The sequence below is a fragment of the Haloarcula terrestris genome (assembly GCF_031624315.1).
Taxonomy (GTDB): domain Archaea; phylum Halobacteriota; class Halobacteria; order Halobacteriales; family Haloarculaceae; genus Haloarcula; species Haloarcula terrestris.
The window spans coordinates 98,432-112,436 of record NZ_JAMQOM010000007.1 but is presented as its reverse complement, the minus strand read 5'-3'; the positions used below and the strand labels follow the sequence as shown (position 1 = coordinate 112,436).

Annotated in this window: 10 protein-coding genes; 5 read left to right on the top strand and 5 right to left on the bottom strand. The window is 63.2% G+C overall.

Features of this window, described 5'->3' with window-relative positions:
* Positions 1-141: 141 nt before the first annotated feature.
* On the bottom strand, positions 142-1,374 hold the full coding sequence (locus tag NDI54_RS15825) for a Zn-dependent hydrolase (RefSeq protein WP_310897407.1): 1,233 nt from the start codon (positions 1,372-1,374) through the stop codon (positions 142-144).
* A gap of 145 nt (positions 1,375-1,519) precedes the next feature.
* Here NDI54_RS15825 and NDI54_RS15820 point away from each other — a divergent pair, with 145 nt between their 5' ends.
* Positions 1,520-3,235, top strand: coding sequence for an N-acyl-D-amino-acid deacylase family protein (locus NDI54_RS15820; protein WP_310897406.1), 1,716 nt, complete (start codon positions 1,520-1,522; stop codon positions 3,233-3,235).
* A 99-nt stretch (positions 3,236-3,334) separates the two neighbouring features.
* Here the strand turns inward: NDI54_RS15820 and NDI54_RS15815 are convergent, their stop codons facing one another.
* On the bottom strand, positions 3,335-4,462 hold the full coding sequence (locus tag NDI54_RS15815; protein WP_310897405.1) for a BMP family ABC transporter substrate-binding protein: 1,128 nt from the start codon (positions 4,460-4,462) through the stop codon (positions 3,335-3,337).
* 194 nt (positions 4,463-4,656) lie between these two features.
* Positions 4,657-5,805, bottom strand: a complete 1,149-nt coding sequence (locus tag NDI54_RS15810) for a BMP family ABC transporter substrate-binding protein (protein WP_310897404.1) — start codon at positions 5,803-5,805, stop codon at positions 4,657-4,659.
* Between the two features lie 307 nt (positions 5,806-6,112).
* Between NDI54_RS15810 and NDI54_RS15805 the strand changes: the two genes are divergently transcribed.
* From NDI54_RS15805 to NDI54_RS15790, 4 genes are all read left to right on the top strand, one after another.
* Positions 6,113-7,777: an ABC transporter ATP-binding protein gene (locus NDI54_RS15805; protein ID WP_310897403.1), complete on the top strand. Its 1,665-nt coding sequence runs from the start codon at positions 6,113-6,115 to the stop codon at positions 7,775-7,777.
* Positions 7,777-8,877: an ABC transporter permease gene (locus NDI54_RS15800; protein ID WP_310897402.1), complete on the top strand. Its 1,101-nt coding sequence runs from the start codon at positions 7,777-7,779 to the stop codon at positions 8,875-8,877. Before NDI54_RS15805 ends, NDI54_RS15800 begins: the two co-directional genes overlap by 1 nt.
* The gene (locus NDI54_RS15795) at positions 8,877-9,869 is read left to right on the top strand and encodes an ABC transporter permease (protein WP_310897401.1); all 993 of its coding nucleotides are present in this window, start codon (positions 8,877-8,879) and stop codon (positions 9,867-9,869) included. The genes NDI54_RS15800 and NDI54_RS15795 overlap by 1 nt, the downstream gene beginning before the upstream one ends.
* A gap of 93 nt (positions 9,870-9,962) precedes the next feature.
* Positions 9,963-10,997, top strand: coding sequence for an LLM class flavin-dependent oxidoreductase (locus NDI54_RS15790; protein WP_310897400.1), 1,035 nt, complete (start codon positions 9,963-9,965; stop codon positions 10,995-10,997).
* Positions 10,998-11,035: 38 nt separating this feature from the next.
* Here NDI54_RS15790 and NDI54_RS15785 read toward each other — a convergent pair whose 3' ends face one another.
* Both NDI54_RS15785 and thrC read right to left on the bottom strand, forming a co-directional pair.
* The gene (locus NDI54_RS15785) at positions 11,036-12,451 is read right to left on the bottom strand and encodes a uracil-xanthine permease family protein (protein ID WP_310897399.1); all 1,416 of its coding nucleotides are present in this window, start codon (positions 12,449-12,451) and stop codon (positions 11,036-11,038) included.
* A gap of 225 nt (positions 12,452-12,676) precedes the next feature.
* Positions 12,677-13,936, bottom strand: coding sequence for a threonine synthase (gene thrC / locus NDI54_RS15780; protein WP_310897398.1), 1,260 nt, complete (start codon positions 13,934-13,936; stop codon positions 12,677-12,679).
* Positions 13,937-14,005: the final 69 nt, after the last annotated feature.

Genomic DNA, 14,005 nt, shown 5'->3' with positions numbered 1-14,005 from the left:
CGACCGGTGTGTGGCGTGTGCCACATCTGTGTCCAGGCCACCTATCGATTATACTGTTGGCTGTAACTATTTTAAGATATTCGCCACCCGGGGTGGCGAATTTCTTTACAGACTTACAGCCGACAGTATTAGTCCGGTCGATCACTCGCTGGCCTTCTGCTGGACTGCGTTCAGCAGTACCTCGGTTCCGGTGACGATGTCCTCCCACTCGGTGAACTCGCTTTCGCGGTGGCTGATCCCGTCGACGCTCGGGACAAAAATCATACTCGTCGGGGCTATCTTGTTGAGGTAGTTCGCGTCGTGGCCCGCGCCGCTGACCAGCCGCGTGTACTCACAGCCGACCGTCTCGGCAGCCGCGACGACCGTGTCGATGCAGTCCTGGTCGAACGGGTCCGCGTCGACCCGCATTATCTCCTCGATTTCGTACTCCAGCCCTTCGCGTTCGGCCGCGTGGGCGACCTCTCGTCGGATTTGTTCGACGGCTGCGTCGACCACGGCGTCGTCGTACGAGCGGAAATCGAGCGTGAATTCCACTGTCTCGGGGATGACGTTGATGGCGTTGGGCCATACGTCGACGCTCCCGACCGTGCCGACGAGGTCCGTTCCTTCGGTCGCCGTGATTCGCCGAACCGCGCGGGTTACGTCTGCCGTTGCCACAAATGCGTCGTGGCGCATGTCCATCGGCGTCGGCCCGGCGTGGTTGGCCTGCCCCTCGAAGGTGACGTTCAGCCAGGCAAAGCCGAACACGCCCTCGACGGCAGCGACGGGGGTGTCCTGTTGTTCGAGAAACGGCCCCTGCTCGACGTGCATCTCGAAGTAGCAGTGGATGGCGTCGGCTTCACAGGGGGTCTCGCCCTTGTAGCCGATGCGGTCGAGTTCCTCGCCGAACCGCTTGCCGTCCTTGTCCTCGCGCTCGTACGCGTAGTCGCGGTCGAAGATATCACAGTAGACGCCGCTGCCAAGCATATCCGGCTGAAAACGCACGCCCTCCTCGTTGCTCCAGGCGACGACCTCCAGCGGGCGCTCGGTCGTCACGTCGGCGTCGTTGAACGCCTCGACGACCTCCAAGCCGCCGAGGACGCCGACAACGCCGTCGTATCGCCCGCCGTTGTACTGACTGTCGATATGTGACCCGAACAGGACCGGTGCGGCGTCGTTTTTGATCCCGTCTCGCCGACCGAAGATGTTGCCCATCGTGTCGATGCGGACTTCCAATCCGGCCTCGCGGAACCACTCGACGAGCGTGTCACGGGCCGCCTTGTTCTCGTCGGAGAGGCTCGGTCTGTTCACGCCGCCTCGCTCTGTCGCGCCGATCTCGTTGAACGTATCGAAGCGCCGTCTGAACCGCTCGCTGTCGAGACTGACGGATGGCATTGGGTAGCTGTTCCGGGGCGTCGTCTTGAATATTGTGTCGGGGTGGTCTCACACAGGTCGACAGACGATGTGGCACGCGCTCGCCGCTTCACACACGGTTGAGACCACCGAAAAAACCAAACGACCGTTCCGCGAGTCAGCAGACATGACCGAGCCGAGTGCCGCGTCTATCGCGTTCCGAGACGCGCGGGTGCTGGATGGGAGCGGTCGCCCTCCGTTCACTGCGAGCGTGCGTGTCGCCGACGGCCGAATCGACACGATCAGCGAGACCTCGCTCGATGCCGACCGCGTTATCGATCTCGACGGGTCGTATCTCGCGCCGGGGTTCATCGACATGCACGCACATTCGGAGCTCAGACTGTTCGAACAGCCTGGAGCCGAGGAGAAACTGACCCAGGGGATCACGACGGAGGTCCTCGGACAGGACGGGGTAAGCGTCGCGCCGGTGCCGCCGACCCTCACGGATGAGTGGGAACAGCGGGTCAAATCACTCGACGGCACGCTCGGCGAACCGTGGCCGTGGCACACGGTCGATGGGTATCTCTCGGCGCTTGAAGTCGCTGAACCGGCCGTCAACTGCGCGTACTACGCCCCTCATGGCAACATCAGGTCGATGCTGGCCGGGTTCGAGGACCGCCCGCTCAGCGAGGAACACGTCGTCGCCGCCGGCCCGGTCCACAGTCAGCGGCTGGACCGGCCAACGCCTGACCGGGACGCGGCCCCCGGTGAACTGGAGGCGATCCGACAGGAACTCGAAGTAGCGCTGGAAGAAGGTGCCTTTGGCATGTCAAAGGGGATGATCTACCCGCCGAGTTCGTACGCCCGTGACGACGAACTGGTGGCGCTCGCGGACGCCCTCGCCAAGCGCGACTCGTTCATGATCTCGCACGTCTGGAACGAGACGGACCGCGTGGTCGACTCTATCGACCGGTACCTCGATATCTGCCGGCGCGGCGGCTGTCACGCCCACGTCTCCCATCTCAAGGTCGGTGGCCAGCAGAACTGGGGTGCGTCCGAAGACGTGCTCGCACTGTTCGACGACGCCGCCGACCGGGGCCAGCGGGTCACCTTCGACCAGTACCCGTACACGGCGGGGTCGACGATGCTCACCGCGCTGTTGCCGCCGTGGGCACGCCAGGGCGAGGCGGCAGATATCCGTCACCGTCTCAACTCCGCGGCCGTTCGGGACCGCATCGCCGCCGACATCTCCCAGCCGGGCGACTGGGAGAACCTCGCGTACGCCGCCGGCTCGTGGGATAACATCCTGGTGACACGGACGGGGAGCGGGCGCCACCAGGGCGACACCATCGAGGAGATTGCCGCTGAGATGGGCCGCGAGCCGGTCGACGCGATGTGTGAACTCCTCGTCACGGAGGACCTGGACGTGACGATGGCAGACTTCGTAATGTCCGAGGCCGATATCGAGCGGTTCCTCGCCGACGACCGCGGGACGTTCTGTACGGACGGTATTTTCGGAGGGAAACCGCACCCCCGGGCCATCGGGGCATTCAGCCGCATCCTCGAACGCTACGTCCGGGAGCGGGACGTGCTCTCGCCGGAACGCATGGCGTACAAGGCCGCAGGCAACCCCGCTGATATTCTCGGGCTCAGGAACCGTGGATACGTCCGGGAGGGATACATCGCGGATCTCGTCGCGTTCGACCTCGATTCGGTGTCGGCGAACGCGACCTACGAGGACCCGTTCCAGTACACTGATGGGATGGCGTACGTGCTTGTCGGCGGTGACATCGCTGTTCGGGACGGCGAACCAACCGGCGCTCGGAACGGTGCGGTGCTTCGCTCCTACGAGGAGTGGGGTGGTGCGGCCCGTCCCGAACTCGACCGCGCTGGCGACGGGTGAGCCGATGGCCGAACCGCTGCGTGAGTGACTGCCAACCTCGGTCGCTAGCCGTCGGTTCGGTGGTGTCGAGGCAAAAAACGAACGCGAAGCCGGACTGCCTTACTCCGGCACTTCGGCGTCGACTGCGTCGACGAAACTGTTCATCTCCTGGAAGAGGAACTCGTCGCTTTCGCCCTCGAACTCGGAGCCGGCCCAGACATCGAGTTCGCCGCTGACGATCTCTTCTTCCGTCTCGGCGACGGTGTCTTTGACTTCCTGTGGGACCTCTGGCCCCCACTCGTCGAGCGCGGGGAGGTTCGTCTCCATGCCGCCCCAGAACGCATCGGATTCCCAGGTTCCGTCCCGGACCGCGGAGATGGTTGGGTCGTAGACCTCTTCCCAGTTCCACACCGGAGAAATGAGGTAGTTGTCGCCACCGAACTCGCCCATCGGCGCGTTGTAGCCGGAGGCCCACACGTCCGCCTCGTTGGCGGCTCTGACGGGCGCTGGCGAGTCCTGTTCCTGGGAAATAACGTCACAGCCTTCGTCAATGAGCGAGTTGGCCGCTTGCCGGGAGGTCTGTGGGTCGAACCACGCGTTGACCCACCGGATCTTGAACGTCGCGTCCGGGTTCACCGACCGTGCGCCAAGCGCCATCGCGTTGATAGAGCGAATGACTTCGGGGATCGGGAACGCGGCGACGTAGCCAATCGTATCGTTCTCGGTCACCATCCCGGTCGCCTGCCCGGCGAGATACCGGGGCTGATAGATCCGGCCCATGTACCGCCCCATGTTCTCCCGGGTCCGGTAGCCAGTCGCGTGTTCGAAGTAGGTGTCGGGGTACTGCTCGGCGACGGTGTACATCGGGTCCTGATAGCCGAACGTCGTCCCGAAGACGATATCGGCGTCACCCTGTGCGTACTGCTCGAAGACGCGTTCCGAGTCTCCCGGCGCGACCGCTTCCGTGTACTCGGTCTCCAGCCAGTCGTACTTCTCGTCGACCGTCTTTCGCCCCTCGTCGTGCGCCCAGGACCACCCGAGGTCACCCACCTCCGAGATGTACACCCAGGCAGCAGTGACCGAGTCCGTTCCGGACCCACCATCACCGCTCGTCGCGGTGCCGTCAGTCGTGTCGCTGTCACCACTTCCACCGTCGCCACCACTACAGCCGGCTAGCGCAGTTACCCCCGACGCCCCGAGGGCACCCAGCATCGCCCGCCGTGATATCGTTCGGTTCGTATCCACCATTACTGAACTACGTAAGCGTAGCGGCAACTCCTACTTAAGAGATCCTATCTTTGACCTTGCAGCGAGCAAATATATTCGGTTGGAACTGGTCGAACAGCTGGTTTTGAGTTCGAGAATTCCACGAAAACCACCGAATAGTTCGAAGGAACCAGCAATACCAAACCGACGACTGAAGGTAGATCCCGCCGGCAGGATCAGTTCGGGACCTCCCCTTCGACGGCGTCGACGTAGCTACTCATCTCCTGGAAGAGGAACTCGTCGCTTTCGCCTTCGAACGCTGACCCGGCCCAGACATCTAGCTCCCCGTCCAGTATCCCCGACCGCGACTCCGAAACGGTGTCTTTCGCTTCCTGGGGCACTTCTGGTCCCCAGTCGTCTATGCTACAGATGCCGGATTCGAGTCCTTCCCAGTACGCGTCGGACTCCCAGGTCCCGTCTTTAACCGATTCGATAGTCGGCCCGTAGAACTCCTCCCAGTGCCAGATCGGCGAGGTGAGATAGTTCTCTCCGGCGATATCACCCATGGGGGCGTCGTAGCCGGTCGCCCAGATACCCGCATCGGAGGCAGCACGGAGCGCAGCGGGGGAGTCCTGGTGCTGGGCCATCACGTCCACGTCCTCGTCCAAGAGGGCGTTGGCCGCTTCGCTCTCAGTCGGCGGGTCGAACCAGGAGTTCGTCCATCTGACCTTCAGCGTCGCACTGTCGTTGACAGACGCGGCCCCCAGCGCGTAGGCGTTGATACCCCGAATGACTTCCGGGATCGGGAACGCCGCCACGTAGCCCAGCGTATCTGTCTCCGTTACGGTTCCGGCGGCCTGTCCAGCTAGATACCGGGCCTGGTAAATCCGACCCATGTACCGCCCCATGTTCTCCATCGTCAGGTACCCGGTGTTGTGTTCGAAGTAAGTGTCGGGGTACTGCTCCGCCACGGACGCCATCGGGTCCTGATACTCGAACGTACAGCCGAAGATGATGTCGGCATCACCCTGGGCGTACTGTTCGAACACCCGCTCGGAATCGGTCGGGGCCACGGCCTCGGTGTACTCTGTCTCCAGCCAATCGTACTCCGCTGCGACCGCCTCCCGCCCCTCGTTGTGCGCCCAGGACCAGCCGAGATCGCCGACTTCCGAGTTGTACACCCAGGCAGCGGTGACCGAGTCCATCCCGGATCCGCCGTCGCTACTGGTCGCAGTGCCATCGGTCATTGTGTCGGCGCTCGTGTCGGTTTCGGCGTCGCCGCCACTCCCGTCACCACCGCTACAACCGGCCAGCCCGGTGATCCCCGCCGCCCCAAGCGCCGTCAGTAACTGCCGTCTCGACGTACTGCAATTCTTGTCAACCATTGACTAACCGAGTAGCCATTGCGGAAACACTCACTTAAAGTGTTCCGTTCACGCAGCTTTCACTGTCTTTTTGTCCAAATATATGCCACAAAAGAAGCCCTATTCAACGCTATCTGCACAGTGCCCGAATCATATGTTTATACTACTGGTGGCCACGACAGACGGCGTCTCGCACGACGACGACCACTGGCACACAACGACTGACATTTGGCAAATGTCCGGTATTTCCCGTCTGGACGGCGAATATCACTGCCTTTGGAAACAATTATGCCACTACATTGTTGATACCCGGCCAAGACCAGACAGCATGTCCGAACACACCACGCTCAGGATGGAGGGGATTTTGAAGGAGTTCCCTGGGGTCGTCGCGAACGACCATGTCGACCTCTCCGTCCAGCGCGGGGAAATCCACGGCCTTCTTGGCGAAAACGGCGCGGGAAAAAGTACGCTGATGAAGATTCTGTACGGGCTCTACTCACAGGACGCTGGCGATATCTACCTCGACGGCGAACGTCTCGATCTGGAGTCCCCACAGGACGCCATCGAGGCCGGTATCGGGATGGTCCACCAGCACTTCATGCTGATACCACGTCTCACTGTCGCCGAGAACGTCGTGCTCGGCGAGCGTGAGCCGGCCACAGTGTTCCGCCGGGATGCGGCGGACAGTTGGCTCCCGGCAGCAGTCCGGAACAACAGTCTCGTCCAGTCACTCGCCGGGCAGTTCTCGTTAGGTCTCGATGTCCCAGAGCAGCGGATTCAGGACCTGGCCGACGAGTACGGGTTCGACATCGACGTGAGCGCGAAGATCTGGGAACTCGATGTCGGCCAGCAACAGCGTGTCGAGATACTCAAGGCGCTGTACCGGGATGTCGACCTCCTGATTCTGGACGAACCGACGGCGGTTCTCACGCCGACCGAGGCCGAGCGGCTCTTTGACTCGCTCGAACGGCTGACCGACGAGGGACTCTCGATAATCTTCATCACTCACAAGCTCACCGAGGTCGACGCCATCGTCGACCGCGTCACGGTTCTCCGGGAGGGGAAAAACGTCGGTACTACCGAGGTATCGTCGGTCTCCCGGGCGGACCTCGCGGAGATGATGGTCGGCCGCGAAGTCCTGTTCGAGATCGACAGAGAGTCGGTCGACTTGGGCGATCCCGTTCTGCGCGCACGCGGGATCGAGGCCACCGACAATCGAGATATCGAAGCGCTCTCCGGTGTCGACCTGACGGTTCGGCAGGGCGAAATCGTCGGTATTGCGGGCGTCAGCGGCAACGGGCAGAAAGAACTCGCCGAGGTTATGGCCGGCATCCGAGACGTGACGGCCGGCACGGTCGTGGTCAACGACGAGGATATCACGGGCGCAAACCCGAGGACGTTCGTCGATACCGGCGTCTCGTTCGTCCCCGAGGACCGACTCCAGTACGGCTGTGCCGAGGACCTTTCGGTGATGCACAACGCCACGATGAAGGACTTCCGGGACGGTCGGTTCGGCGACCGACCGTTCCTGGACTACGGAGAACTGCGCGACTACGCCGAAACGTTGGTCGAGGAGTTCGATGTCCGCGGCGTCAGCGAAGTGACCGAAACCAAAGCAGGCGACCTCTCGGGGGGGAACCTCCAGAAGCTCATCCTGGCGCGGGAAATCTACCGCGACCCGGACCTGCTCATTGCGAACCAACCGACCCGTGGCGTCGATGTCGGCGCAATCGAGTTTATCAGAGAGACGCTGCTCGAACAGCGGAAAGCGGGGACTGGTATCATTCTCATCTCGGAGGACCTCGACGAGATATTCGATCTGAGCGACAGAATTCTCGTCGTCTACGAGGGCGAGTTCGTCTACGAGACGACACCGGCCGAGGCCGACCGGGAACGGATCGGTTTGGAGATGACCGGCGGTGGTGGCGACGACGGAGAAGAGACGGTTGTGTCGCCGCCCCGGTCCGAGATCACACAGGGGAGTGAGAGCTGATGAACGTAGCTGTAGATGTGAACGCACGCGAGGACATTCCCATCTGGCTGGCTTACGGGACGCCCGTGTTCACCGTGCTGGCCGCGCTGGCGGTGAGCGCCATCGCACTGATCGTCCTCGACGTAAATCCCGTCGCGGCGTACGCGACGATGTTCGTCGAGACCCTCTTTACCGAGTTCGGTCTTACCGAGACACTGACGAAGGCAGTACCGTTGATTCTCACGGGGCTGGCAGTGTATCTCCCGCTGAAGGCGGGGCTGTTCAACATCGGTGCCGAGGGACAGCTCGTCGCCGGCGCGCTCGCCGGCACCTGGATCGGGCTGAACGTCTCGCTGCCGGGACTCGCACTGGTCCCCTTGATGTTTGTCGCCGCAGCCGTGGCCGGCGGCATCTGGGCGGGCATCCCGGCCTACTTACGCGCGAGATGGGATGTCAACGAGATCATCACGTCGCTGCTGCTGACGTTCGTCGCGCTCGAAATCCAGAGCTACCTGCTCCGTGGACCGATGCAGGGCGGGACCGGGAACTTCCCGCAGTCGGAGCGGTTCTCCGAGGCCGCGACGATCCCCGAACTGGTCAGTGGTGTCCACGCCGGCCTGCTCGTCGCTGTCTGTATGGTCGTGGTGACGTACGTCCTGATGACGAGAACGCGACTCGGCTTCGAGATTACATTCGTCGGTTCGAACGACGAAGCCGCCCAGCAGGCGGGGATGAGCAAGTTCTACGTGTACCTCCTGGTGTTTGTCGTCGGGGGCGCGTTCGCGGCTATGGGCGGTATCAGCGAGATCGCCGGTGCCCAGGGCCGATACCGTGCCGGGTTCGAACCCGGATACGGATTCACCGCCATCCCAATCGCGTTGCTCGGCCGCAACAGCGCGTTCAAGGTACTGCTCGCGGGCCTGTTTTTCGCCGTGCTGTTCGTCGGCGGGTCGAGCATGGAGGTGGCCTTCGGCGTGCCCGCGGCGCTGGTCGAGATCATCCAGGCGCTGGTCATCCTCTTCCTGATAACCGCCGAGTTCTTCAAGAACTACCGCGTCGGTATCGATATCGACCGCGGGCCGACGGAGACCCCAGCCCAGCCACAGGGGGGTGATGACTGATGGTGACCTTCATCGCCGGCCTGCTCGATGCGACCGTCCAGGCGGCGACGGTGTTGCTGCTAGCCGGGATGGGGGAACTCATCAGCGAGCGGGCGGGCGTGCTCAACCTCGGCGTCGAGGGGATGATGCTCGTCGGCGCACTCGGCGGGTTCATCACCACCGTCCTCACGGGGAGTCACTGGCTCGGGTTCGGCGTCGGCATCCTCCTCGGGATGGTGTTGGCGCTGGTGCATGCGTTCCTCTGTATCACACTGAAATCGAACCAGGTCATCAGCGGCGTCATGCTGACGCTGCTGGGGACCGGTCTCACGACGTTTTTCGGCTCCGGCTGGGTCGAGGAATCCATCGACGGCTTCCCGCAGATGACGCTTCCGCTCGTCGGGCAGTACCTCGTGGATATCCCGGTCATCGGTGAGGCTTTCTTCCGGAGCACGGCGACGGACTACCTCGCGCTCGGTCTGCTGATCGTGGTCTGGTACTTCCTGTACCACTCGAACCTCGGGCTGGAGATGATCGCTGTGGGTGAGGACCCCGAGATGGCGGACACGATGGGCGTGTCCGTGTTCCGGCTTCGCTATCTCGCGGTGCTTATCGGCGGCGGGTTCGCCGGCGCGGCCGGGGCACACCTCTCGCTTGCGTTCTCCCAGCTCTGGGTCCCCGGTATGACCGCGGGTCGCGGCTGGATCGCCGTCGCGCTGGTCATCTTCGCGCAGTGGCGGCCCCGCCGGATGCTGGTCGGGGCGTACCTGTTCGGCCTGCTCGACGCGCTCCAGATCCGCTCGCAGTCCATCTCGCTGACGCTGGGTCCCGACGCACCGCTCGCGAACGTTATCAACCCCGTTGTGGAGTTCCTCATGACGCCACAGATCATGGGCACCTATCCGTATCTGGCGACGATCATCGTGCTGGCCTACGCCGTCATCCGGACCAAAAGCGACCAGCTCGCGGTCCCTTCGGCGCTGTTGCAGTCCTACAGCCGCGAGACAGACTGACCGGTCTGCTGTCCCAAAAGTCCGCCATACCTCCCACAGACCGTGTGTCTGGCCAAATCTATTTATCGGTATTCGCTGAATCGCGCATGTCTCATGAGTGGCAATCAGGTCTTCGAGCGAGGCGACCGTGTCGGTATCTACTTGCAGGACAAACACTCGCTGGAAGCGAACGTCGAACTCGTACAGTACGCGGAGGCGCAGGGCATCGATGAGGTCTGGCAGGCTGAATCACGGCTCGCACGTGACGCCGTGTCCCCGCTCGGCGCGTACGCCGCGGTCACCGAGGACATCAAGCTCGGGACCGGCGTTATCAACAACTGGACGCGCAATGCGGCGCTGATCGCCCAGTCGATGAGCACGCTGGAGGAACTCGCCGGTCCGGACCGGATCATGTGTGGTATCGGGGCCTGGTGGGACCCGCTGGCCGAGAAGGTCGGCATCGACCGTAGTGGCGCACTGCGGGCGATGCGGGAATGCGTCGAGGTGACGCAAGACCTGCTTGACATGGAAAACGTCACCTACGACGGGGAGTTCGTCCAGATGCGCGATGTGGAACTGGACGTGGTCCATGGCGACGACGGGCCGCGAACCGTCCCAGTGTATGTCGGCGGGACCGGGTTCAAGATGCTGGAACTCACCGGACATTTCGCCGACGGGGCGCTGCTGAACTACCTCGTCAGCCCGGCGTACAACGAAAAGGCCCTCGATGCACTGGAGACCGGGGCGGAACGCGGCGGCCGCTCGCTCGATGACATCGACCGGCCCCAGCTGGTCGTCTGCTCGATGGACCACGACGAGGAGCAGGCGCTGGACAACGCCCGCGAACTCATCACGCAGTACCTCGGGCAACAGCCCCACATCATGAAAGCCAGCGGCGTCAGCCAGGACCTCATCGACGAGGTGGGCGAGACCATCGGCGGGTGGCCGGCCGACAAGGACGACATCAAGGAGGGCATGCACCTCATTCCGGACGATGTGGTTCACAAACTCACCGCCAGCGGCACGCCCGAACAGTGCCGTGAGAAGGTCCGTGAGTACGCAGAAACCGGCTGTCAGTGTCCGATCCTCTATCCGCTTGGGGATGACCGACGGTTGATGATCGACGAGTTCGCGGACGGCTATCTGTAGTCGAGGTTGCGCCCGGCAACGGGGCACAGGGTTGCTTTTTAATCGTCGTCGACCGGTGGTGCGCCCGCCCCTGCCTCGGTCACCTCTGGTTCCAGGCCTGCGGTGTACTCAGTCGGTCCGGTTCCGACACTTCCACCGGGGAACACGACGTTGAGGACGAGAGCGGCCATCCCACCGGTGACGAGTGCGGACCCGAACAGCGTCTGGACCTCCGACGGGAAGTTCTGGAGAATTTCGGGCCGGAACGCGACGCCGAGGCCCAGCGCCATCGACATTGCGAGGATGGTCGAGTTGCGGTGATCCAGCTCGACGTTCTGCGTGATGAGGCGTGCGCCGGAGGAGAAGATCATGGCGAAGAGGATGAGCGCGCCCCCGCCAAGCACGGCGTCGGGCATCGCCGAGACGACCGCACCCACCTTCGGAACGAGCCCGAGTGCAAGCAGGACGACGCCCCCAATACCGGCGACGTACCGGCTGGCGACGCCGGTGAAGTTCACGAGCCCGACGTTCTGGGAGAACGACGTGTTCGGGAGCGCGTTCAACACCGCACCGAAGACGCTCATCACCCCATCGGCGACGAGGCCGCCCCGGATTTCCTCACGGGTGGCGTCCCGGCCCGTTGCGGACACCGTCCCCGAGATGTCCCCGATGGTCTCCATCCCGGTGATGATATAGAGGAAGGCTACAGTGACGATGGCGCTGGGCTCGAACGCGAGGCCGTATTTGAGCGGGACCGGGACCGTCACCCACCCGGCAGCGGCGACGGCCGAGAGGTCGACCACGCCCAGCGCGAGCGCGGCAAGGTAGCCGACGATGATGCCCACGAACACGCTGATGACGCGGAGAAACCCCTCGAAGAACTGGTTCAGCCCTACCGTGACGATGAGGACGAGCCCCGCGAGACCGAGATTTACGAAGGAGCCGTACCCCGCCGCCGACGGGCCGGCGGACGCGCCCGCCGCGTAGTTCATCCCTGTGGGGATGAGCGTCAGTCCGATGAGCATCACGACGATGCCGGTGACCAGCGGCGGGAAGAACTGGCGAAACCGGTCGAACGAGACGCCCATGATGACCTCGACCGGCGCGGCCACCAGTGAGGCCCCGAAGACAGCGGCGATCCCGAACTGGTTACCGATCCCGATGAGCGGGCCGAGAAACGCGAAACTGGTGCCCATGACCACCGGGAGCCGCGCGCCGACGGGACCGACCGGGTACGCCTGGACGATAGTTGCGACACCGGCGACGATGAGTGCCATCTGGACGAGAAACGTGGTTTCCCCTGTGACAGAGCCGACGGCTCCAGCGAGGATCAGCGGGGGCGCGACGTTACCCAGAAACATCGCGAGTACGTGCTGGATGCCGAGGGGGATCACCTTCCCCAGTGGCGGCTTGTCTTCGATATCGTACAATACGACTGATTTCTGCTCCGAACTGGTCGATTCTGGACCGCTCATGTGACGCCATCCAATCGCCTGTCTTTTCAATCCACCTACTGGAAACCTAATACCAACATATGTGTTTAATTTTGTCGGCGAGACACAGCCACATGTCCCATTATTTTCGGGTGTCTATGGTCAATCGACCCGCGGCCGTTTCGGACCGGTGAGTCCACGGCTCGACAGGACGCCGACGCTGGAAACTGGACAGCGGGACGACCCGTGCCACGTCGGTTGCTGTCGTCAGTCGTCGGCCGCGGCTTCCTCGGCCGTGCCGTACAGACCTTCGACCTCCGAGATCTCGGGATCGATCCGGTCGACCCCACCGGTCGCCTTCTCGGCGCTTTTCGTGTCTTTCAGCCCGAAGCCGGTCGAGACTACGACGACGGTTTCGTCCTGTTCGATGATCCCACGGTCGAGCGCAGTCTGGACGCCGGCCACTGGGGTCGCACCCGCCGGTTCGGAGTAGATGCCCTCGGTGCTGCCCAACAGCGCCTCGGCCGCCAGAATCTGGTCGTCGGAGACCAGCAGCGCGGTGCCGCCGCTCTGTTCCAGCGCCCGACAGGCCTTGATCGTGTTCCGTGGCCGACCGACCGCGATTGAGTCTGCCAGCGTTTCGGCGATCTCGTCGATGTCCTCGTGGTCGTGGAAGGCGTCGTGGATGGCCGACGCCCCCTCGGCCTGAACACCGAGCATCTTGGGGCGGTCGTCGACGTAACCGAGTTCGTAGAACTCTTTGAACCCTTTCCAGGCCCCGGCTATCGTACAGCCGTCCCCCATCGAGAACACGACCCAGTCCGGGACGTGCCCCCGAGCGATGGACTGGTCGGCGAGTTCGTGACCGACCGTCCGCTTGCCCTCGACCTGGAACGGATTGATGGCCGCGTTGCGGTTGTACCAGCCGTATTTCTCGGTCACGTCGACGCTAAGGTCGTAGGCTTCGTCGTAGCTGCCGTTGACAGCGAGTACATCCGCACCGTAGACGAGTGGCTGTGCGAGTTTGCCTGTGGGTGCGTCACCGGGGACGAAGATTCGACAGTCCATCCCGCCGCGGGCGGCATAGCCCGACAGCGACGCGGCGGCGTTGCCCGTCGAGGCACAGGTGATGATGTCGCGGCCGGCGTGTTTGGCCTTCGTGACAGCAATAGCGCTGGCGCGGTCCTTGAAACAGCCGGTCGGGTTCCGTCCGTCGTCTTTGACGAGCGTCTCGACGCCCAGCGCGTCGCTGAGGTTCGGCGCGTCGAAGAGGTCCGTTCCCCCTTCGTTGAGCGTCACGATGTCAGCGTCCGCCGCAACCGGCAGGAACGCCTCGTATTTCCACTGGCTTGCAATCGGCCCGCCGAGGTCGCCGTCGAACGCGTCGTCGATAGCGTCGTAGTCGTATGTCACTTCGAGAATCCCCTTCACACCCTCGTGTTCGGGACAGGTGTAGATGACCTGGTTCGGGTCGTACTCCGCCCCACAGAGTGTACACTCGAGGGTTGTGACTTGCGTCATGCCCATACTAGCTCCTGAGTACAACCGGATATAAAACCGTACTGTGGCTGCACTCCGATTGTGAGCGGTACCGCC

Coding starts and splice junctions, on each gene's coding strand:
- NDI54_RS15825 (WP_310897407.1), bottom strand. CDS start 1,374: ATGCCATCCGTCAGTCTCGACAGCGAGCGGTTCAGACGGCGCTTCGAT.
- NDI54_RS15820 (WP_310897406.1), top strand. CDS start 1,520: ATGACCGAGCCGAGTGCCGCGTCTATCGCGTTCCGAGACGCGCGGGTG.
- NDI54_RS15815 (WP_310897405.1), bottom strand. CDS start 4,462: ATGGTGGATACGAACCGAACGATATCACGGCGGGCGATGCTGGGTGCC.
- NDI54_RS15810 (WP_310897404.1), bottom strand. CDS start 5,805: ATGGTTGACAAGAATTGCAGTACGTCGAGACGGCAGTTACTGACGGCG.
- NDI54_RS15805 (WP_310897403.1), top strand. CDS start 6,113: ATGTCCGAACACACCACGCTCAGGATGGAGGGGATTTTGAAGGAGTTC.
- NDI54_RS15800 (WP_310897402.1), top strand. CDS start 7,777: ATGAACGTAGCTGTAGATGTGAACGCACGCGAGGACATTCCCATCTGG.
- NDI54_RS15795 (WP_310897401.1), top strand. CDS start 8,877: ATGGTGACCTTCATCGCCGGCCTGCTCGATGCGACCGTCCAGGCGGCG.
- NDI54_RS15790 (WP_310897400.1), top strand. CDS start 9,963: ATGAGTGGCAATCAGGTCTTCGAGCGAGGCGACCGTGTCGGTATCTAC.
- NDI54_RS15785 (WP_310897399.1), bottom strand. CDS start 12,451: ATGAGCGGTCCAGAATCGACCAGTTCGGAGCAGAAATCAGTCGTATTG.
- thrC (WP_310897398.1), bottom strand. CDS start 13,936: ATGGGCATGACGCAAGTCACAACCCTCGAGTGTACACTCTGTGGGGCG.